Genomic DNA, 19,999 nt, shown 5'->3' on the forward strand with positions numbered 1-19,999 from the left:
TTGGTCGTTAAGCGTGGTGACGTGTATTTCGCCGATTTATCCCCAGTGGTAGGATCGGAGCAAGGCGGGGTCCGACCTGTACTGGTTATCCAAAACGATATTGGCAACAGGTTCAGTCCCACTGTAATCGTTGCTGCAATAACAGCGCAGATTCAAAAAGCAAAACTGCCTACCCATGTGGAAATTGATGCTGAAAAGTATGGATTTGAAAGAGACTCTGTTCTTTTGCTTGAGCAAATTAGAACAATTGACAAGCAACGTTTAACTGATAAAATCACGCACCTAGATGAAGAAATGATGGATAAAGTGGATGAGGCGTTACAGATTAGTCTGGGACTCATCGATTTTTAAGCGCTCTGTTTTTTGACAGAGCGCTTTTTTTTTATGGTTTGTGAAACGTTAAATGGTAAGGGATATTTTCAAATCTGGCTTCACCTCTTAGAGTCTTCCAAACTTCTTCTCCTTTTCTGTTTTTGTATACCAGAGACTTTTAATTAAAAACATTGACTTAAAGCTCCGAGACTTCCTTTCGCCGATGCACTAACGCAAAAGACACTTGTTTTTCGTAATGAATGTTTAAAAAAGCATATATATTACAGTAATGTTACAATAGTCCCGTTTTAAAATGGGACTTCTTTATCAAATGAAAAAAAGTAAAATAAAATTTTATAAAAAGGGAAGGAAAAAGTTGGGATGATGCAGAACATACATATGAAAGCGTATTCCTATTTAGTAAATGTAAGAAAACCCAAGCGCTTTAGTAAGGGAACTTTCTTACTATCCTTACTCATAATAAAAAGGAGGTCGTTTAGGACGAATTTTTGTAATCATCGGTAAAAAGTTTTTCAGTGTTTAATACCACATATATAAGGGGGACGACTGAAAAAATGAAAAAGATAATTTATTTTATATTAGCCTCACTCTTAGTTCTGCAAGTCGCTTGCAGTAAAGATACGGGTGGCAATCAAGTTTCGAAAGAGGATCAACTTGAATTACTAACCGATTCTGGTATGCCAATTGCAAAAGAGAAAGGCAAAGTTACACTTAAAATGTTTGCGGGTATGGGGAATAACACGTTAAAAAACTGGAATGACATTTTAGTTTGGAACACATATGAAGAATTGACAAACATTAAAATAGAGTGGGATCAACAGGAACCGACCGCTTTAGAAGAAAAGAGAAATTTAGCTTTGGCGGGTGGTAACTTACCAGATGTTTTTTACGCTGCCAATATGCCGACAACTGACATTTATAAGTATGGTCAAAATGGTGATTTCCTAGAGTTGAATGAGCTAATTGAAAACTATGCACCCAATCTAAATAAATTGATGGAAAATAATCCTGAAATCAGAAAGGCGATCACCTTCCCTGACGGAAAAATTTATTCATTGCCTGTTATTCATGATCCTGAGTTTACATCCGTTCGTACACATCCACTAATGTGGTACAATTCGGAGTTGCTTAAAAAGTACAGCATGGATGTACCTAAAACAACGGACGAATTTTATCAATATTTAAAGACGATTCAAGAAAAGGATCCAGATATCGTTCCTTATGGTTCTTGGAGCGCCGCTACTTTGGTTAATATGTTGAGAGGGTCATTTGGGGTGGGCACAACGGGACGTGCCTATATTGATAAAGATCCTGAAACGGGTGATGTTCGTTTCTACCCTGTTACTGATAATTATAAAGAATTATTACAATTCGTTCATAAGCTTTATTCCGAAAAATTAATTGAGCAAAATATATATTCGATTGAATGGGCCCAGTTTCTTAATAATGGAATGGAAGATAAATACGGAAGTATGATTTTCTATGCTCCTGAAGAATTATTCGGCAAAGAAATAGGTGGGAAATATGTAGGCGGACTTCCTTTAGAAGGACCTAATGGTGAACAGCAGTGGTCCCAATATGCCTTCCCGGTTGGTCATATCGGAAAGTTTATTATTACAAAGAAAAATCCAAACCCTATAGCAACAATGAGATGGGTGGATTACTTCTACAGTGATGAAGGATCCAGATTATTCTATATGGGAGTGGAGGGTGAAACTTACGAAAAAACTGCAGACGGAAAATACAAGTATTTGGATAAAATTACGAATAGTAGTGAAGGGCTAACGAAAGAGCAAGAAATTACAAAGTATCTAGGTTGGATTGGAATAGGTGCTCCGGGAATTTTGATGGAAGATTACTTTGATGGATCAGAAGGTTCCGACCAAGCCCTCGAAGCTGCTAAGAAAGTTGAACCCTATTTAATTGATGAAGTGTGGCCGCCATTTACGTATACGGAAGAAGAAAACAAAAAACTTGATGCTTTAGCAGCTGATATTGAGAAATATGTAACGGAAATGCAAGATAAGTTTATTGTAGGGGAAGAACCATTCGAGAACTGGGACAAATTTGTCGCCAGTATAGAAAAAATGGGGCTAGAAGATTATATGAAGATCCAAAAGGCAGCATACGAGAGATATCAAAAGAATTAATGCAGAGTTGAAAGGAGCAAGAGTCGTTTATTGCCGGCTTTTGCTCCTTGTTAAAAACTGCTAATTAGGAACTTTGTAAATCTTTTTTATAAATAGTTCCCTTCTAACGTTCATAGCCATTAGATAAATCAACTTGATTAAATTAGTTTTCACTTTTTCATGAAATTACATTGACTATGGTCAATGGTGTCTTTCTATAAGAAAGGAAACTATGAAAGAAATGAATATGGAACATGTATCTAATAGTAAAATGATCAAAGAGATTAATGAACAAAAAGTTTTGCGGCTAATTTATTCAGAAGGACCTATCGCAAGAGTCGATTTAGCAAAAAAAACAGGGCTTACTCAGCAAGCCATAACAAATATTGTAAATCGTTTACTTAATGAAAATGTCATTATAGAAACGAGCGCTACTGTAAGTGGAGGTGGACGCAGACCCATTCCACTTGAAATGAATAGCTCAAACTTATTTGCTATAGGAATTGAACTTGCAGTTAAATATATAAAAGGGGCACTAATCGATTTTAAAAATAATTCAATTAAAGAAGTAGTGAAATTAGTACCACTATACAAAAACGAGTCGCATCCCATGGAATACATATTTAATGTCATAGAAACGCTTCTTGATTACGTTCCGGATTCAAAAGGTTTAAAGGGAATAGGATTAAGTATTCAAGGGTTAGTTGATTCTAAAAATGGAACAATTATCTATTCACCAGGATTAGGTTGGAGAAATTTCCCGCTTAAAGAAAGATTAGAAATAAGATATGGTTCCATTCCAATTTATTTGGAAAATGACGCAAATTTATTAGGGGTTGTAGGATGTTTAAACGGTGTTCTGGCAGACTCGAAGCACAGTGTAACATTTAAATTCGATTACGGAGTAGGCAGTGCATTTATTTTTAATGGTCAGTTAATTAATGGAGCCAATTATGTAGCAGGTGAATTCGGACATTATAAGACTTTTTCTGGTAAGTACGCAAAGCCTTGCCACTGTGGTTCAAAAGGATGTTTAACTACACTTGCATCTATTAGCGGTCTACGGCGCAACTTAGGCATTGAACTTAATGAGCTAATATCTCGTATTCGCAACAAGGACCCAGAGGCATTAAGATTGTACGCAAAAATTAAATGTGTGACTGCAAAGGCCATTGCTAATGTGGTAACTCTATTAAATCCTGAATATATATTATTTACTGGAAGGATTATTGATCAGGTAGGTGACTTTGTTATTCCAGTCTTAGAAAAAGAAATAAAAAAAATGGTACCAGATACATGTTCAAACTTTAAAATTCTAGTCATAGAAACGCCTGATGAGTCAAAAACCGCAGCCGGCCTTGTTATGAACTATTTCCTCGATATTCCTTTAGATAAGTTTTATTGAGAATGAAGTGTTTTAACAAAAGGAGCATGTTGAAAGCTTTTTATTTTGGAGGATTATGTATATATGAAAATAATGTCTTTTAATATTCATCATGGAAGAGGTCTTGATGAAATCCTATCTTTAAAAAGAATAGCTGAAATCATTCGAGAAACAGATGCTACAGTAGTAGGTTTGCAAGAGGTGGATCGTCATTTTGGAGAAAGAAGTGAGTTTCAAGATCAGGCAAAAGAATTGGCTGAGCTATTAAACTTCCATTATGCATATGGACCAAATATTAATATGCAAACAACTAGTGGAGAAGCTAAACAGTACGGAAATGCAATTCTAAGTTTATACCCGATAATAGAATCAGAAAACTTTCCTCTGACAAGTTATGAAGAGGAACCCAGGGGATGTTTAAAAGCAACTATTGATTTAAATGGTGTACATGTAAATGTTTTTAATACTCATCTTTCGCTTGAACCAATAAGTAGAATGAAACAAATAGATGAACTAATTGAAGTAACGTCTCGTGAAAAATATCCTTCTGTTTTAATGGGTGATTTTAATGCGGAGCCAGAAAGTGAGGAAATTAAAAAGCTTCTCAAGGATACTAATTTTACAGATTGTTTCTCTAATATAGGGAGAAATGAATCATACCCCGCGGATGGGCCAAACATTCGAATTGATTACATTTTTACATCTACTGAACTAGATAGTTTTAACGAGAAAGTAGTTAATCGGAAAGGTTCTGACCATCTTCCCATTGTGGCAATGGTGGCAATAAAATAGCTAAGCGCTATCCTTTCACAATGTTGTTAATTTCTAGGGCTGACAATGCCTATGAAAATATAAATTCAAGTTATTATGGTACCTTCTTTTTCTATTGTTTTTTGTATTTACTTAATGAATAACAGCAAGATATAGGGAGTGAAGACATGCAATATGTACTGATAGTCGGCCTAGGTTCTATGGGTAGAACCCACCTTCGTGCTTATCAGGAAATGAATAATGTTAGGATTGCGGGGATAGTAGATATTCAAGAGCAATTAGAACTTAACAATAAAGATATTTCATTTTTCAATTCGTTTGACGAAGCTGTTGAAACACTAGAAAGAATTGATGTTATTGATATATGTCTTCCTACGTATCTACATAAAGAGTATGTAAAAAAAGCAGCCGAACTTGGCAAACATGTAATCTGCGAAAAACCGATAGCGAGAACACTAGAAGAGGCTAAAAGCATGATTGATATATGCCAAAAAAATAACGTTCGCTTATTTATCGGTCAAGTAGTCCGTTTTTTTCCGGAATATGAAAGAGCCAAACGGTTAATAGAAGCTGGAACTATTGGAAAGCCAGGGATTATAAGGACTTCACGGAACGGAAAATTCCCAAAAGCTTGGAATGATTGGTATTCCAATTATCAAAATAGCGGTGGGGTTGTTTTAGACTTACTTATTCATGATTTTGATTTCCTAAGATGGTGTTTCGGTGAAGTAAACAGAGTTTATGCAAAAGGACTTATGGGGCGTGAGTTTGCGAAGATTGACTATGCTCTTGTTACACTTCGTTTTGAAAGTGGAACAATCGCTCATGTAGAAGGAAGTTGGGCTCATGATAAGTTCTACACTGCATATGAGTTTGCGGGAGATAATGGAAGTATGGAATTTGATAGTAGACGTTATGCTTTTACAGCTATTAAAAAACGTAATGTTGAGGATAACAGTATCACAATTAGTCAGAATCCATTGAACGAAAATCCTTATTATCAAGAACTTACACATTTTATTGAGTGCATAGAAAAAAATAGTCCTCCAATTGTAACGGCTGAGGACGCTATAAAGGCACTTGAGATTTCACTAGCTGCAAAAAAATCGATGCAAATGAATAAACCAGTATATTTAAAAGAAATTTTATAGACATTTAAAGTAGTTCACTCCTAATTTGATTACATATATTTCGTTGAAAGCGCTTCATGTATAACTGCTTATCAATTAGAAAATGTACACAAGAAAAATGGAATGGTGTTGAGCTAGTTTAGATTCCGGAAGGGAGAAAAACGTGAAAGAAATCAAGGTTGGAATCATCAGTCTTGCACATGGCCATGGTATTAGCTACGCAAACGCATTAAATGAAATAGAAAATGCTAGCTTAGTAGGAATAGCGGACGAAAGCTGCGAACGTGGTCAAAAAGCAGCAGAAAGATTTCAAACAAAATATTTTCAAGCATATGAAGAACTTCTTCAACAAGATATAGATGCTGTTGTGATAACTTCAGAAAATGCTAAACATCACAAACATGTATTGGCAGCTGCTCAAGCTAAAAAACATATACTTTGTGAGAAACCTTTGTCCACATCAGTGGAGGATGCTTGGGAAATGATTGAAGCTTGCAAGAAAAATAATGTTAAGCTACAGACCGCATTTCCGGTCCGCTTTAATCCCTCTATTGTAAGGGCCAAGAAGGCGCTTGATGAAGGGCAAATCGGAAGAATTCTTGCCATTAAAGGAACAAATCGCGGCTGGAATCCCGGTGGTTGGTTTATTGATAAAACATTATCTGGCGGAGGAGCTGTTATGGATCATACAGTCCACCTTTTGGATATTATGCGATGGTTCATGGGTGTGGAGGTACAAGAAGTATATGCAGAGCAGGGTGAGCTATTTTCAAATTCCGGAATAGATGATGCTGGAATTGTTACCTTGGAATTCACTAACGGAGTTTTTGCCACAATTGACTGCAGCTGGTCTCGTAATAAAAGCTATCCAAAAGGAGGTGATATAACATTAGAAGTCGTTGGGACAGATGGAATTATAAGCATTGACACTAATGAACAACATATTCTAATTTTTTCAGAAAAAGTGGGGGCAGTCAAAAGTTTTTGGGGAGATAGCATGGACTACGGCCTTGTAAAAGATTTTATTAACAACATAGTGGAAGACAAACAACCATCGATTTCTGGTTATGATGGACTCAAAGCAGTTGAAGTAGCATTGGCTGCTTACCAATCATCCAAGAATTGTTTACCTGTAAAGTTATAATCTTATTTTTATTTAAGAAATGGGAGGGGTAACTTTTGAAAAAAGGAAGAAACTCACTATTTTTAATTATTATGGCTTTTATGTTAATGTTAGCAGCTTGTTCAGGGGAAAAATCATCTGGTCCTGAGACCCCAGAAATAGGCGAGAAGGAATTGGAAAATTTAAATACAACTGGCATGCCTATTGTAAAAAATCAAGTTACGCTCAAATTTATGGCAGGAAAATCAGCCTTATCTGCTGATAATTATAATGAGACATTACTTTGGAAGACTTACGAGGAAATGACAAATATTCACATTGACTGGGAGTTAGTACCTTTTGATGGTCGTGATGAAAAAAGAAACTTAACGCTCAGCACAAGTACCTTACCAGATGTGTTTTATACAATGGCTATGCCAAATGAAGATTTACTTAAATATGGTCAACAAGGTATTTTTATTAAAATGAATGATCTAATTGAAGAATATATGCCGAATTTGACCGCTTTATTAGAACAGTATCCTGAAGTCAAAAAGGGAATTACTTTCCCGGATGGAAATATATATTCTATTCCAACTATATATGATCCAGAGTTTAAGTCTGTTTTACTTACAAAAGCATGGATTAGAAAAGATTGGCTTGAAAAGCTTGGAAAGGAAATGCCTAAGACGATTGGGGATTTCTATGAATATTTGAAAGCTGTTAAAGAAACAGATTTAAATGGGAATGGAAAGAATGACGAAATTCCTTACGGGGCAACGGCAATTTCTGGTTTAACAGGAGTACTAAAGGGAGCTTTCGGAGTTGGAAATAAAGGGGCGAAGCACGCTTATCTTGATGAAGATCCTGACACTAGAGATATCCGTTTCTATCCAATTTCAGAAGGATATAAAGAAATGCTTGTGTTTATTAATAAACTCTATTCAGAAGGATTAATACAAGAAAATATATACACAATCGACGCTAATCAAAGTTACAGTATGGGTGCAGAAGGTTTGTATGGGAGCACGGTAATTTCAAGTCCAGAAACAATTTATGGAAAAGTAGGAGAGAATTTTACCGGGATGGGCCCGCTAGAAGGTCCTGCTGGAAATGATTATTATGCAAGTACATCTCCTTTAGCACATATGGGTGGTTTTATCGTAACAAATGCAAATAAAAATATTCCAGCAACTTTAAGATGGATGGACTATTTTTATAGTGAAGATGGAGCCAAATTATTCTTTTTGGGAATCGAAAATGAAACCTTTGAAGTAGATGAAAATGGAGATTTTCAATACCTAGATAAAATTAAAAATAGTCCTGAAGGATTAACCATGGAGCAAGAGTTGTCTAAGTATATTACTTGGCTTGGAGGAGGCTACCCCGGAATCGTTAGAGAGGCAACGTTCAAAGGTGCTGAAAGTTTACCAGCAACTGTAGAAGCAGCTGAGAAGTTAGAGCCTAATTTACTTGACGAGATATGGCCAAGTTTTACGTATACCGTGGAAGAAAATAAGAAACTATCATCCTTACAAGCTGATATTCATAAATACGTAGATGAAATGCAAGATAAGTTTATCACAGGAACTGAACCTTTCTCTAAGTGGGATGCATATGTGGAACAAGTTAAGAAAATGGGATTAGAAGAATACATGAGTATCCAAAATGAGGCTTTAAAAAGATACAAAAACAATTAACGCTAGAAACTACGCAAGAGATATAAGATAAAAAGAAATGCGAGTGGGTTTGATTAAAGGTTACTTAGATTTAATCAAACCCAGGTTCATCTAGATCAATTATTGGGAAAGGAGTACTCGCATGCAGGTAAAAAATACTGAAACCCAACAAAAGGTAATTGTTGTACCGAGTGGTCGCCTAACTAATTTCCGGAAAAAATTTATGAAGAGCTGGCAATTATACGTATTTCTTTTACCGGCTTTGACGTACTTTATTATTTTTCACTATATTCCAATGTACGGTGTTCAAATTGCTTTCAAAGATTTTTATGCAACAATGGGAATCATGGGCAGCCCATGGGTTGGATTTGAACATTTTGAACGATTTTTCAATTCGTACTATTTTTGGAGAATACTAAAAAATACTCTCGCCTTAAGTATTTATCAACTCTGTTTATTCCCGCTCCCTATTATTTTTGCGTTAATGTTAAACGAGTTGGGCAATGGTGCATTTAAGAAGTGGTCGCAAACACTTACGTATGCTCCTCATTTTATATCAGTCGTTGTCGTTGTTGGTATGATTATCGCCTTTTTGGATCCTACTACAGGAATCGTTAACCATATTATTACTCAATTCGGTGGTGAACCGGTAAAGTTTTTAACTAGCCCAAACTGGTTTAGACATATTTACATATGGTCAGGACAATGGCAAGGTCTAGGGTGGGGAACAATCATTTATCTTGCTGCGCTAGCCGGGGTAAACCCTGAATTATTAGAAGCAGCAAAAGTTGACGGAGCAACAAGATTCCAAAGGATTATCCACATTAATATTCCCACAATTTTACCAACTGTAATCGTGTTGTTTATTTTAAATTTTGGGAGCTTTATGTCAGTAGGTTTTGAAAAGGTATTACTTTTACAAAACACATTAAACTCGGAAACGTCTGATATAATTCAAACATTTGTTTATGAAAGCGGTTTGTTGAAAGGTCAATATAGTTTCGCTGCGGCAGTTGGTCTTTTTGACTCAATCATTAACATCATTTTATTAATTACGGTTAACCATATTGCCAGAAAAGTAAGCGAAAACAGCTTATGGTAAGGAGCGTAGATTATGAGCAACGTTAGTTTGTCAGATAAAGCGTTTGATATCATTAATAAAATTCTCGTTTCCATTGTTGTTATTGTTATTGTATATCCACTAATATTTGTTATTAGCGCATCTATTAGTGATCCTGCGGCTGTGAGTTCGGGGAGGATGTGGCTCTGGCCAGTAGATATTACTTTTGCTGGATATAAAAGGGTGTTCCAGTATGATACTATTTGGATTGGTTATCGGAATACAATATTTTATACCCTTTTAGGGACCGCTATTCACCTGATTGTACTATTACCATGCGCTTATGCTCTTTCAAGAAAAGAAGTTATGGGGAAAAAATTGATATTGTGGGTTGTCCTTTTTACCATGCTATTTAATGGTGGTTTAATCCCAACTTTTTTAGTTGTTAAAACATTAGGAATGGTAGATACGGTGTGGTCAATTGTGATTCCTGGAGTTGTTGGCGCTTGGTCACTCCTTGTTGCACGGGCCTTTTTCCAACAAACAATTCCAGACCAGCTTGTGGAAGCTGCAAAAATTGATGGTGCATCAGACTTTTATATTTTTGGTAAAGTGGTTTTGCCTATTTCAATGCCAATCATAGCAGTAATGGCACTTTTTCACGGAGTAAGTTTATGGAACCAGTATTTTACTGCTTTAATCTATTTGACTAATGAAAAGTTATTCCCTCTTCAATTGATTTTACGAGAAATACTGATAGTTGCGGAGATTAATAAAGATGGTGGAGGCGGACCTGGAGAGCTGGAATCCATCGTTGACCAAGTAAAAACTGCTAGTTTGCTAAAATATGCGGTGATCATGGTTTCCTCTTTGCCTTTACTAATTATTTATCCATTTTTACAAAGGTATTTTGTTAAAGGTGTATTAATTGGCTCTGTTAAGGAATAATTTTAACAAAGCTCTCAGCTTGACTAAGTCTAAATAAAAGTCGGTCATTTATCTCCATATTATCAAGGAGATGAATGACCGCCTTCTTTGTGTTTAATCTACTATAATATGGCTATTTACAAAGAGCGTATCATCTGAAATATACATCTGAAATATATATGATAAGCTTTTTTAGATAATTTTTGCTAAAATTGACCTCATAGCTATAACTTTTTAACTAATTAACTAAAACACAAGGTACAGTAATTGTCATTTCATGCTAACTATTGCTAAAATTAATTACAAAACTCATTATGGCTTTTAATAAAGGAGATGGGGTTTTGAATAATGAAATTGTTCATTTTATTAAAAAACGCGAAGATGAGATACTAGAATTATGGATGAAAGAGATGAAAACAATCGGAGATGAACGGGCAATTAACACGATTTCTGATCAATTATTCTATAATACTAGTAAAGAATTTATGGATCTTGTTGTTTCCAGCATTATGGATACCAACGAAAGATATTATGAAAAAATCGGGAATTTTGCTGAAAATGTTGTAAGGATTGGCTGGCCATTAACCTTTTTAACAAAGGGACTTAGAACTATAAGCAAAATCCTGTACGAACAGTTTATAGCCGAAAATGACTATAGTCATGAACAATCGAATCAACTTATTATTGAATTCGACAAATGGTTAACTCCTATTTATGATGAAATGATAGAAACTTATTCTGCCACATGGGAAAGAACATTTTCTTTGCAAAAAATTGCTTTGCAAGAATTGTCTGCTCCATTAATCCCTGTTTTTGAAAAAATATCGATCATGCCTCTTGTTGGAACGATTGATACAGAAAGAGCAAGGCTGATTATGGAAAACTTGCTGAATGGGGTAGTAAATCATAGGGCAGACGTTGTGTTAATTGATATTACGGGCGTTCCTGTAGTGGATACGATGGTCGCTCATCATATTATACAAGCCGCCGATGCAGTTCGTCTTGTCGGTGCGAAATGTATGATTGTAGGAATTCGTCCGGAAATAGCTCAGACAATCGTCAACCTTGGCATTGATTTAGACCAAATTATTACGACGAGTACACTAAGAAAAGGTATTGAAAAAGCACTCGGTTTTACTAATAGAAAAATCATACCAGTGGAGGGGTAAACTTGAGGATTCCAATTTTAAAGCTTCGTGAATGCCTGCTTGTATCTATCCAATGGGAGTTGGATGATCAAACAGCATTACAGTTTCAAGAAGATCTATTACATAAAATTCACCAAACAAGTGCCCGTGGAGTTGTAATTGATATTACGTCCATTGACTTTATCGATTCTTTTATTGCTAAGGTGTTAGGTGACGTAATTAATATGTCAAAGTTAATGGGTGCAAAAGTTGTCATTACTGGTATTCAACCTGCTGTTGCCATTACTCTTATTGAGTTAGGCATTCGTTTAGAGGATGTCGTAACCGCCCTCGATTTAGAAAACGGTTTGGATAAATTAGAACAGGAATTGGGGGACTAGCCTATGGAACTGCAGTCCTGCGTAAAAATTATAAATGAATGGGACATTGTAGCAGTTCGCCAATTAGGCAGGAATGTGGCTAAAGAGCTTGGGTTTGGGACAGTGGACCAGGCGAGAATCACGACTGCGATTAGCGAATTGGCCCGAAATATTTTCCTTTATGCCGGTCAAGGCGAGGTTTGCATTGTAAAAGAACACCAAAATGGTAGAAATGGGTTAAAAATTATTGCAAAAGACAACGGCCCTGGAATAGCTGATATTCGTAGAGTTATGGAAGATGGATACACAACATCTGGAGGGTTGGGGGCTGGTTTGCCTGGTGTAAAACGTTTGATGGATGAGTTTGATATTCAATCGAAATTACATGAAGGAACGGAGATAGTTGCAGTCAAGTGGCTCCGATAGAAGGGGTGAACTGTTTTGGATTTCAGAGATACGATTGAATCGAAATATAGAGACATTATGAATCACTATTTAAAAGATCAAAATGAACAAATTCTATATCAAGCACAAAAATTAAGCAGGAAATTAATTGAACACAAAATAGCTCCCGAAGAAATAATTAGTCTCCATAAAACTATAATGCTTGAACATGATCTAGATAGGAAAAGCTTTAGTGATTCCTTCGATGTTTTATTGGAAGTAATGATTGGATACGGATTATCTTATAGAGAGCACCAAAGTCTTCGTACGGAACAAAAGGCATTGAAAAGCGAAATCGAAGTAGCAGCCAGTATGCAGAAAACATTACTTGGTACATCGTTACCAAAGATTGAAGGCCTTGATATTGGTGCTATCAGTGTTCCAGCTAGGCAAATGAACGGAGATTATCACCATTTTGTTAAAGATGAAAAAGGCTGCTTAGGCATTGCACTTGCAGATGTAATTGGTAAAGGAATTCCTGCTGCACTATCAATGTCGATGATTAAATATTCGATGGATAGTTTGTCAGAAAATAGCCATAATCCAGGTGCAATACTTGAAAGCCTGAACAGGGTAGTAGAGCAAAATGTTGATCCAAGTATGTTTATTACAATGTGTTATGGTGTATATAATCCAATGGACCATACATTTTGCTATGCTTCTGCAGGGCATGAACCCGGATTTTATTATTCGTTCGAAAATCAAAATTTCCAAGACTTAGATGGAAAAGGATTGCTCCTAGGAATAGAGAAAAGAACAAAATACAAAGAATATGAACAAAAAGTCTCGACGGGGGATATGATTATTCTCCTATCAGATGGAGTAAGCGAATGTCGGACAGAAGATGGTTTTATCGAGCGGGATGATTTAATTGGGTATATTGAAAAATACATACACTTATCGGCGCAAGATATTGTCACCAATATTTATAAAGACCTAGAGCGTCTTCAAGAATTTGAACTTAGAGATGATTTTACCCTAATTATTTTAAAAAGAACGAAATAATATGTTTCGTTACTTGTTATTGGGGTATGTATAATAAAGTGTTTAAAAGTGTTATTAAGGGGTGGATGTTTTGTGAATATTTCAATAAGCTTGACGGAAAACGGAAGTGAATTACACGCAAAACTGGCAGGAGAAATAGATGCATACACGGCTCCAAAAGTAAAAGAATCCCTTCATCCCTATGCGGAGAAGTCTGGGATCAACATGGTTGTTGACTTAAAGGATGTATCTTATATGGATAGTACAGGACTCGGTGTATTTGTTGGTTTATTCAAAGCATTGAAGGCTGAAAATGGTAATTTAATTTTAACAGGTTTGTCTGAACGTTTGGAACGTTTATTTGAAATAACTGGATTAGCTGATGTGATGAATATCAATACCGAGGTAGAGGGTGGAGTGTAATGAGGGAAGCTTTTGACTATATCGAAATGAAGATACCCGCGATGCCTGAGTATGTAGGTGTAATTCGGTTAACTCTGTCTGGAATTGCAAGTCGAATGGGGTTTACATATGATCTAATCGACGACTTAAAAATTGCGGTTAGTGAAGCTATAACAAATGCTGTGCAGCACGCATATAAAAAGGACGAGGGCGGGGAAATTGTTGTTGGCTTTGGTCTTTACCAAGATAGACTTGAAGTAATGGTTGCTGATTCGGGTAAAAGCTTCGATTTAAATAAGGCACGTGATGAAATAGGACCTTATCATGAAAATAGTCAAGTGGAATTTCTTCGTGAAGGAGGTCTAGGACTATATTTAATTGAAAGTTTAATGGATGAAGTGAAGATACTTCAAAACGAAGGGGTAACGGTATTTATGACCAAGTACCTTGAAGGAGAGCAGGTGGAGGGGAATGTCGAAACAATCTCAACCTGATCAGGCAAAAAATCAAGTCAACGAATGGATTAAAGCATATCAAATTCACGAAGATGATGAAGCACAAAACAATCTAGTCCTTCATTATAAAAATCTCGTTGAGTCAATAGCGCGCAAGTATTCAAAAGGAAAGTCCTTCCACGAGGATATTTTTCAAGTAGGGATCATTGGATTGCTCGGCGCTATTCGCAGGTATGATGAATCATATGGTAAAACCTTCGAGGCATTTGCTATTCCAACCATTATTGGTGAGATCAAGCGATTTTTAAGGGATAAAACTTGGAGTGTTCACGTTCCACGGCGTATTAAAGAATTAGGTCCGAAAATCAAATCATCGGTTGAAGAACTTACCATTAAACTGCAGAGATCCCCACAAATTCATGAAATAGCAGAGCATTTGCAAGTATCTGAAGAGGAAGTTTTGGAAGCGATGGAGATGGGGAAAAGCTATCAAGCCCTATCAGTCGATCATTCAATTGAAGCTGACGCAGATGGAAGTACAGTTACCTTGCTTGATATTGTCGGAAATGTGGACGAAGGGTACGAAAGAGTAAATCAAAGGCTTGTATTGGATAAAGTTCTTCATGTTCTATCTGATCGAGAACGATTGATTATTCAATATACTTACTTAGAAAACATGAGCCAGAAAGAAGCTGGTGAATTGTTGAATATCTCGCAAATGCATGTCTCACGACTTCAACGAAGAGCAATAAAAAAATTGCGGGAAGCTATTTTTACCGAATCTGTAAATACGGAGAGCTCTCCCTTATGATCCATCTTAAAAATATATATTCAGAAGCACACGCTTTTCAAACTGCAAAAGAAAGTAATCTATTATGTGGAGATAGCTTTTATCTAACCTTAACAGAAGATTATTTTCTATGTGTACTTGCCGATGGGCTCGGAAGTGGAAAATACGCTTACGAAGCTTCACAGGCAGCTGTATCCGTGGTCAGGTCGAATCCAGATGAAAATGTAGATACCTTAATGGATTTTTGCAATAAAGTTCTGCTCAAAAAACGTGGAGCAGCGGTTGCAATATTGAAAGTGGATTTCAAACAAAAAGAGTTTGAATATAGTTGTGTAGGCAATATACGATTTTATTTATATCCTCCTGATGGTAAACTCGTTTATCCAATGCCAGTAACCGGTTATTTATCAGGCAAACCTCAAAAATACAGAACACATAAATACACCTACGAGCCAAATTCGAAATTTTTAATACATTCTGATGGATTTGTCAATATGAACACCAAAAATTTATTGAACAGTTGCCAATCCATTCCCGCATTGGTTGCGCACTTAAAAGTAAAACAAGTTAATCGGTCAGACGATATGTCATTTATCGTCGGAACCTTGCTCTAGATGGGCAGGGTTTTTTGCTTTTTAGTCAATATGTTAAAATAGAAGAATCACGTTAATGAAATGAGGGAATTCCGTGATTGAAATGGAAAATAAGGAAGAGGTTTTGTTAGGGAAACTAGCAGGAGAACTTCAAATACCAAAAAAACAGATTCGAAGCGTTATTCAATTGCTTGAAGAAGGAAATACTGTACCTTTTATAGCTCGTTATCGAAAAGAAATGACCGGAGCACTTGATGAGGTACAAATTAAAGGAATTTTGGATAGTTGGACGTATTTACAAAATTTAGAGCAACGCAAAGAAGATGTTGTAAGACTGATTGATGAGCAAGGCAAACTCACAGAAGAATTAAAGCTTCAAATATTGAAGGCTGATAAACTGCAGCTTGTCGAAGATTTATATCGACCATATAAGCAAAAACGCCGCACTAGAGCGACAATTGCGAAGGAGAGAGGACTTGAACCGTTAGCGCAATGGATGCTTAGCTTTCCTGTTAGCGGAAGTGTAGAGGCTGAGGCAGAAAAATATATTTCAGAAGAAAAAGAGATTTTAACGAGTGCGGATGCCATTAAGGGTGCACAGGATATTATCGCAGAGCAAGTGTCTGATGATGCTTCATTTCGTGAATGGATTCGAAAAGAAACATACCAAACAGGAGTTATCGTTTCTTCCGTTAAAAATGAAGAAAAAGACGAAAAGCGGATTTTTGAAAACTATTATAGTTATGAAGAGCCCGTAAAACGCATCGTTCCTCATCGCGTGCTAGCTTTAAATCGTGGGGAAAAAGAAGATATTCTTCGCGTATCGATCCAATCGAACACTGAACGCATTTTTTCATTTTTACATAATAAAGTGCTTGTCAAAGAAAACTCCATTGCCGCACCTGAAATAAAAGAAGCAATTGAAGATGGATATAAGCGCCTGATTGAGCCCGCCATTGAAAGAGAAATTCGTAATGAATTAACCGAGGTTGCAGAAAATCAAGCGATTCATATCTTTTCAGAGAACCTAAGAAAATTATTATTGCAGCCACCATTAAAAGGGAAAGTCGTACTCGGAGTTGATCCAGCGTATCGGACGGGTTGTAAACTCGCGGTCGTTGATGAAACAGGGAAAATGCTGTACATCGATGTCATTTATCCACATCCGCCTAAAGCTAAGCCTGAAGAAGCGAAGAAAAAAATACTCAATGTCATTCAGAAATTCGGCGTGGAACTTATCGCCATAGGGAATGGAACTGCGTCACAAGAGACAGAACAGTTTACAGTTGACTTGCTAAAAGAAAATCAATTGGATTTGGCATACATTATTGTAAATGAAGCAGGAGCAAGTGTTTATTCTGCCTCCGATTTAGCAAGAGAGGAATTCCCCGATTTACAGGTTGAGGAAAGAAGTGCGGTTTCGATAGCCAGAAGATTGCAGGATCCATTGGCGGAATTAGTAAAAATCGATCCGAAGTCAGTCGGAGTGGGGCAATACCAGCACGATGTTTCACAAAAGAAATTAAATGAATCATTAACTTTCGTAGTAGAAACGGCAGTAAACCAAGTTGGAGTGAATGTGAACACTGCATCATCGTCTCTTTTACAATATGTTTCAGGCTTGAGCAAAACGGTAGCTAATAATATTGTGAAATTTAGAGAAGAGAATGGAAAGTTCAAAAATCGTAAACAGTTATCCGGAATCCCTCGTCTTGGTGCAAAAACGTATGAACAGGCAATTGGATTTATGAGAATCTTAGAAGGAGAAGAGCTCTTAGATTCAACTCCTATTCATCCGGAAAACTATAACAGTGTGAAGAAACTTTTAAAAAGACTAGGGTTTTCAACAAGTGATATTGGTAGCGAAGATCTTACAAATTCATTACAAGAAATGAACATGAATGTTATTTCTGAAGAATTAGGGGTCGGAATTTTGACGCTCCAAGACATAGTAGATGCTTTAATAAAACCAGGGCGCGATTTGCGCGATGAATTGCCTAAACCACTCTTGAAAAAGGATTTGCTTAAGCTCGAAGACTTACAACCTGGAATGGAATTGCAAGGAACTGTAAGAAATGTAGTGGATTTCGGGGCGTTTGTTGATGTTGGAGTGAAAGAAGATGGACTAGTGCATATTTCTAAACTAAGCAACCGTTTCGTAAAACACCCACTCGACGTCGTTTCTCTGGGGGATATCGTAACGGTATGGGTCGAAAACGTAGATGTGAAAAAAGGAAGACTTTCGCTGACAATGTTGAAAAAATAAAAGAGAAAACACTGCTGATTTTATGAGCAGTGTTTTTTTCTATAAAAGAACCAACATTGATTAAGTAACTTGATTTGGTATCTATTTTTTTCAAGAAATGCTTTTTGCATTTGGCTTTGAAACCAAGTAGGCATACGAATAACCTCCTAGTGAGTATTCGTTTACCGATATTGTATGGTAAAATGGATTGTCTCGTTCAAGTGATTTTGGAGGGAGAAATATGACAAATGAGGAACTGCAAATCTTAACTCAGGACATTTCGACTAGATTTTTTCTAAAACCATTTAAGCACATGGCTTATTTTAATCCAAGGCTGCGTACAACGGGTGGACGCTATATGCTTTCTACCCATCATATAGAAATAAATCGGCAATATTATGAAGAACATGGATTTGATGAATTAGTAGGAATCATTAAACATGAATTATGCCACTATCATTTGCATATTGAAGGAAAAGGATATAAGCATAGAGACAAGGATTTCCGTGAGTTAATGCAAAAGGTAGGAGCACCAAGGCATTGTACACCGTTAAAGAAAAGTATAGAAAGAAAATCTCCATTAAAGGTATATTTTTATAAATGCATAAATTGTGGACAAGGTTACCAACGCCAACGAAGGGTCAATACTAGACGTTTCGTTTGTGGGAAATGTGGCGGAAAGTTGGAAGGTTTTATGAGAAAGGCAGGTTTCTTTTGATTTATCCAAATCAAAAATTTTAAAGAAAAATATATTTATTTTTTTGTTTTGGAACTATTGACAGTTAGACACAAGCTTATTATAATCGGAAGAGTCATTAATCCGCAGTAGCTCAGTGGTAGAGCTATCGGCTGTTAACCGATCGGTCGTAGGTTCGAATCCTACCTGCGGAGTTTAGTACGGGGAAGTACTCAAGAGGCTGAAGAGGTGCCCCTGCTAAGGGCATAGGTCGCGTAAGCGGCGCGAGGGTTCAAATCCCTCCTTCTCCGCCATACATACTTATTTTCATGGCCCCTTGGTCAAGCGGTTAAGACACCGCCCTTTCACGGCGGTAACACGGGTTCGAATCCCGTAGGGGTCATTTTACATTTCATTATTTCAGTGGTCCCGTGGTGTAGCGGTTAACATGCCTGCCTGTCACGCAGGAGATCGCGGGTTCGATTCCCGTCGGGACCGCCATTAAAATAGAAGAAATTTCCTTTTACATAGAATCTAGAGTATGTTATTATAAAAACCTTCGATTCTATTTTTATTGCTCAAAAGTGTTTTGTTGGGCTATAGCCAAGCGGTAAGGCAACGGACTTTGACTCCGTCATTCGTTGGTTCGAATCCAGCTAGCCCAGCCAAAAATTTCTAGCGAAAATTCGTTGACAAGCATATGTCAAAGTGGTAATATTATTCTTGCGCTTTTGAAAATGCGGTCGTGGCGGAATGGCAGACGCGCTAGGTTGAGGGCCTAGTGGTAGCAATACCGTGGAGGTTCAAGTCCTCTCGACCGCACTGAAGTTTTTTCGCACTAGCGAAAATAACTTACCATTAAAATGCTAAAGTGAAAATTACCTACCATTAAAATGCGACAGCAAAATAACTTCCTATTATAAGTGAAGTTAAAAATAACTTTTCTATATTAATGCGCCCGTAGCTCAATTGGATAGAGCGTTTGACTACGGATCAAAAGGTTAGGGGTTCGACTCCTCTCGGGCGCGCCATTATAATTTAATGCGGGTGTAGTTTAGTGGTAAAACTACAGCCTTCCAAGCTGTTGTCGTGGGTTCGATTCCCATCACCCGCTCCAATTTTTATGTTTGATCTTTGAAAACTGAACGAAACGAACGTCAAAAATATTTTTAAACAATGGTTTTAAACCATTGCCAGCAAGAGTTAAGGAACAAAGGTTAAGAACGCCACGTCCTGTGGCAACACCTTTGTTAGTACATCCTGTACTTCACAAACTTCAATGAGAGTTTGATCCTGGCTCAGGACGAACGCTGGCGGCGTGCCTAATACATGCAAGTCGAGCGAATGGATGGGAGCTTGCTCCCTGAAGTTAGCGGCGGACGGGTGAG

20 protein-coding genes, 8 tRNA genes and 1 rRNA gene are annotated in these 19,999 nt (G+C 36.9%); 28 read left to right on the forward strand and 1 reads right to left on the reverse strand.

What is annotated here, in order from left to right; all coding sequences use genetic code 11:
* The 18 genes from ndoA (at nt 1) to MT489_RS13615 (ending at nt 17,956) form a co-directional block, all read left to right on the forward strand.
* A complete protein-coding gene (ndoA, locus tag MT489_RS13530; RefSeq protein WP_244682096.1) occupies nt 1-351 on the forward strand; it encodes a type II toxin-antitoxin system endoribonuclease NdoA in 351 nt (116 codons plus the stop codon).
* Between the two features lie 536 nt (nt 352-887).
* Nucleotides 888-2,483 carry an extracellular solute-binding protein gene (locus MT489_RS13535; RefSeq protein ID WP_244682097.1) on the forward strand — a complete coding sequence of 532 codons (1,596 nt, stop codon included), beginning with the start codon at nt 888-890 and terminating at the stop codon, nt 2,481-2,483.
* Nucleotides 2,484-2,694: 211 nt separating this feature from the next.
* The gene (locus MT489_RS13540; RefSeq protein WP_244682098.1) at nt 2,695-3,867 is read left to right on the forward strand and encodes an ROK family transcriptional regulator; all 1,173 of its coding nucleotides are present in this window, start codon (nt 2,695-2,697) and stop codon (nt 3,865-3,867) included.
* A 63-nt stretch (nt 3,868-3,930) separates the two neighbouring features.
* Nucleotides 3,931-4,638, forward strand: a complete 708-nt coding sequence (locus tag MT489_RS13545) for an endonuclease/exonuclease/phosphatase family protein (RefSeq protein ID WP_244682099.1) — start codon at nt 3,931-3,933, stop codon at nt 4,636-4,638.
* Nucleotides 4,639-4,784: 146 nt separating this feature from the next.
* Nucleotides 4,785-5,768, forward strand: coding sequence for a Gfo/Idh/MocA family protein (locus MT489_RS13550; RefSeq protein WP_244682100.1), 984 nt, complete (start codon nt 4,785-4,787; stop codon nt 5,766-5,768).
* Nucleotides 5,769-5,919: 151 nt separating this feature from the next.
* A complete protein-coding gene (locus tag MT489_RS13555; protein WP_244682119.1) occupies nt 5,920-6,891 on the forward strand; it encodes a Gfo/Idh/MocA family protein in 972 nt (323 codons plus the stop codon).
* A 35-nt stretch (nt 6,892-6,926) separates the two neighbouring features.
* The gene (locus MT489_RS13560; RefSeq protein ID WP_244682101.1) at nt 6,927-8,549 is read left to right on the forward strand and encodes an extracellular solute-binding protein; all 1,623 of its coding nucleotides are present in this window, start codon (nt 6,927-6,929) and stop codon (nt 8,547-8,549) included.
* Between the two features lie 202 nt (nt 8,550-8,751).
* Complete coding sequence (locus MT489_RS13565) at nt 8,752-9,630, forward strand: ABC transporter permease (protein ID WP_244682120.1); 879 nt, start codon at nt 8,752-8,754, stop codon at nt 9,628-9,630.
* A gap of 12 nt (nt 9,631-9,642) precedes the next feature.
* Nucleotides 9,643-10,536 carry a carbohydrate ABC transporter permease gene (locus MT489_RS13570; protein WP_244682102.1) on the forward strand — a complete coding sequence of 298 codons (894 nt, stop codon included), beginning with the start codon at nt 9,643-9,645 and terminating at the stop codon, nt 10,534-10,536.
* A 320-nt stretch (nt 10,537-10,856) separates the two neighbouring features.
* Nucleotides 10,857-11,684, forward strand: coding sequence for an RsbT co-antagonist protein RsbRA (locus MT489_RS13575; RefSeq protein ID WP_280518620.1), 828 nt, complete (start codon nt 10,857-10,859; stop codon nt 11,682-11,684).
* A gap of 2 nt (nt 11,685-11,686) precedes the next feature.
* Nucleotides 11,687-12,043: an STAS domain-containing protein gene (locus MT489_RS13580; protein WP_244682103.1), complete on the forward strand. Its 357-nt coding sequence runs from the start codon at nt 11,687-11,689 to the stop codon at nt 12,041-12,043.
* A 3-nt stretch (nt 12,044-12,046) separates the two neighbouring features.
* Nucleotides 12,047-12,448, forward strand: coding sequence for an anti-sigma regulatory factor (locus tag MT489_RS13585; protein ID WP_244682104.1), 402 nt, complete (start codon nt 12,047-12,049; stop codon nt 12,446-12,448).
* 15 nt (nt 12,449-12,463) lie between these two features.
* Entirely contained in the window at nt 12,464-13,471 is a 1,008-nt protein-coding gene (locus MT489_RS13590) for a PP2C family protein-serine/threonine phosphatase (protein ID WP_244682105.1), read from the forward strand.
* Between the two features lie 72 nt (nt 13,472-13,543).
* Nucleotides 13,544-13,873: an anti-sigma factor antagonist gene (locus MT489_RS13595; RefSeq protein ID WP_244682106.1), complete on the forward strand. Its 330-nt coding sequence runs from the start codon at nt 13,544-13,546 to the stop codon at nt 13,871-13,873.
* Nucleotides 13,873-14,346 (forward strand): anti-sigma B factor RsbW, encoded by a 474-nt coding sequence (rsbW, locus tag MT489_RS13600; RefSeq protein WP_244682107.1) that lies wholly within the window; start codon nt 13,873-13,875, stop codon nt 14,344-14,346. Before MT489_RS13595 ends, rsbW begins: the two co-directional genes overlap by 1 nt.
* Nucleotides 14,324-15,118 (forward strand): RNA polymerase sigma factor SigB, encoded by a 795-nt coding sequence (gene sigB / locus MT489_RS13605; protein WP_244682108.1) that lies wholly within the window; start codon nt 14,324-14,326, stop codon nt 15,116-15,118. Before rsbW ends, sigB begins: the two co-directional genes overlap by 23 nt.
* The gene (locus MT489_RS13610) at nt 15,115-15,711 is read left to right on the forward strand and encodes a PP2C family serine/threonine-protein phosphatase (protein ID WP_244682109.1); all 597 of its coding nucleotides are present in this window, start codon (nt 15,115-15,117) and stop codon (nt 15,709-15,711) included. Before sigB ends, MT489_RS13610 begins: the two co-directional genes overlap by 4 nt.
* Before the next feature lie 82 nt (nt 15,712-15,793).
* Nucleotides 15,794-17,956, forward strand: a complete 2,163-nt coding sequence (locus MT489_RS13615) for a Tex family protein (protein WP_244682122.1) — start codon at nt 15,794-15,796, stop codon at nt 17,954-17,956.
* Between the two features lie 20 nt (nt 17,957-17,976).
* Here MT489_RS13615 and cmpA read toward each other — a convergent pair whose 3' ends face one another.
* Nucleotides 17,977-18,090, reverse strand: a complete 114-nt coding sequence (gene cmpA / locus MT489_RS13620) for a cortex morphogenetic protein CmpA (RefSeq protein WP_244682110.1) — start codon at nt 18,088-18,090, stop codon at nt 17,977-17,979.
* An 86-nt stretch (nt 18,091-18,176) separates the two neighbouring features.
* Here cmpA and MT489_RS13625 point away from each other — a divergent pair, with 86 nt between their 5' ends.
* The 10 genes from MT489_RS13625 to MT489_RS13670 form a co-directional block, all read left to right on the forward strand.
* Nucleotides 18,177-18,653, forward strand: coding sequence for a SprT family protein (locus MT489_RS13625; protein ID WP_244682111.1), 477 nt, complete (start codon nt 18,177-18,179; stop codon nt 18,651-18,653).
* A gap of 101 nt (nt 18,654-18,754) precedes the next feature.
* Nucleotides 18,755-18,826 (forward strand) — tRNA-Asn (locus MT489_RS13630).
* Nucleotides 18,827-18,834: 8 nt separating this feature from the next.
* Nucleotides 18,835-18,925, forward strand: a tRNA-Ser gene (locus MT489_RS13635).
* Nucleotides 18,926-18,942: 17 nt separating this feature from the next.
* A tRNA-Glu gene (locus MT489_RS13640) sits at nt 18,943-19,014 on the forward strand.
* Between the two features lie 22 nt (nt 19,015-19,036).
* Nucleotides 19,037-19,112 (forward strand) — tRNA-Asp (locus MT489_RS13645).
* A 92-nt stretch (nt 19,113-19,204) separates the two neighbouring features.
* Nucleotides 19,205-19,279: transfer RNA gene (locus MT489_RS13650), tRNA-Gln, on the forward strand.
* A gap of 71 nt (nt 19,280-19,350) precedes the next feature.
* Nucleotides 19,351-19,433, forward strand: a tRNA-Leu gene (locus MT489_RS13655).
* Nucleotides 19,434-19,565: 132 nt separating this feature from the next.
* Nucleotides 19,566-19,642: transfer RNA gene (locus tag MT489_RS13660), tRNA-Arg, on the forward strand.
* Between the two features lie 12 nt (nt 19,643-19,654).
* Nucleotides 19,655-19,728: transfer RNA gene (locus MT489_RS13665), tRNA-Gly, on the forward strand.
* 158 nt (nt 19,729-19,886) lie between these two features.
* Nucleotides 19,887-19,999, forward strand: a 16S ribosomal RNA gene (locus MT489_RS13670); the annotation flags it as partial.

This window comes from Lederbergia wuyishanensis (genome assembly GCF_022900255.1).
Taxonomy (GTDB): Bacteria; Bacillota; Bacilli; order Bacillales; family Bacillaceae_C; genus Lederbergia; species Lederbergia wuyishanensis.

Excerpts from the sequence above, each read along its gene's own strand:
- MT489_RS13535 (WP_244682097.1), top strand. The coding sequence starts at position 888 with ATGAAAAAGATAATTTATTTTATATTAGCCTCACTCTTAGTTCTGCAA.
- MT489_RS13540 (WP_244682098.1), top strand. The coding sequence starts at position 2,695 with ATGAAAGAAATGAATATGGAACATGTATCTAATAGTAAAATGATCAAA.
- MT489_RS13545 (WP_244682099.1), top strand. The coding sequence starts at position 3,931 with ATGAAAATAATGTCTTTTAATATTCATCATGGAAGAGGTCTTGATGAA.
- MT489_RS13550 (WP_244682100.1), top strand. The coding sequence starts at position 4,785 with ATGCAATATGTACTGATAGTCGGCCTAGGTTCTATGGGTAGAACCCAC.
- MT489_RS13565 (WP_244682120.1), top strand. The coding sequence starts at position 8,752 with ATGAAGAGCTGGCAATTATACGTATTTCTTTTACCGGCTTTGACGTAC.
- MT489_RS13570 (WP_244682102.1), top strand. The coding sequence starts at position 9,643 with ATGAGCAACGTTAGTTTGTCAGATAAAGCGTTTGATATCATTAATAAA.
- MT489_RS13585 (WP_244682104.1), top strand. The coding sequence starts at position 12,047 with ATGGAACTGCAGTCCTGCGTAAAAATTATAAATGAATGGGACATTGTA.
- rsbW (WP_244682107.1), top strand. The coding sequence starts at position 13,873 with ATGAGGGAAGCTTTTGACTATATCGAAATGAAGATACCCGCGATGCCT.
- sigB (WP_244682108.1), top strand. The coding sequence starts at position 14,324 with ATGTCGAAACAATCTCAACCTGATCAGGCAAAAAATCAAGTCAACGAA.
- MT489_RS13610 (WP_244682109.1), top strand. The coding sequence starts at position 15,115 with ATGATCCATCTTAAAAATATATATTCAGAAGCACACGCTTTTCAAACT.
- MT489_RS13615 (WP_244682122.1), top strand. The coding sequence starts at position 15,794 with ATGGAAAATAAGGAAGAGGTTTTGTTAGGGAAACTAGCAGGAGAACTT.
- cmpA (WP_244682110.1), bottom strand. The coding sequence starts at position 18,090 with ATGCCTACTTGGTTTCAAAGCCAAATGCAAAAAGCATTTCTTGAAAAA.
- MT489_RS13625 (WP_244682111.1), top strand. The coding sequence starts at position 18,177 with ATGACAAATGAGGAACTGCAAATCTTAACTCAGGACATTTCGACTAGA.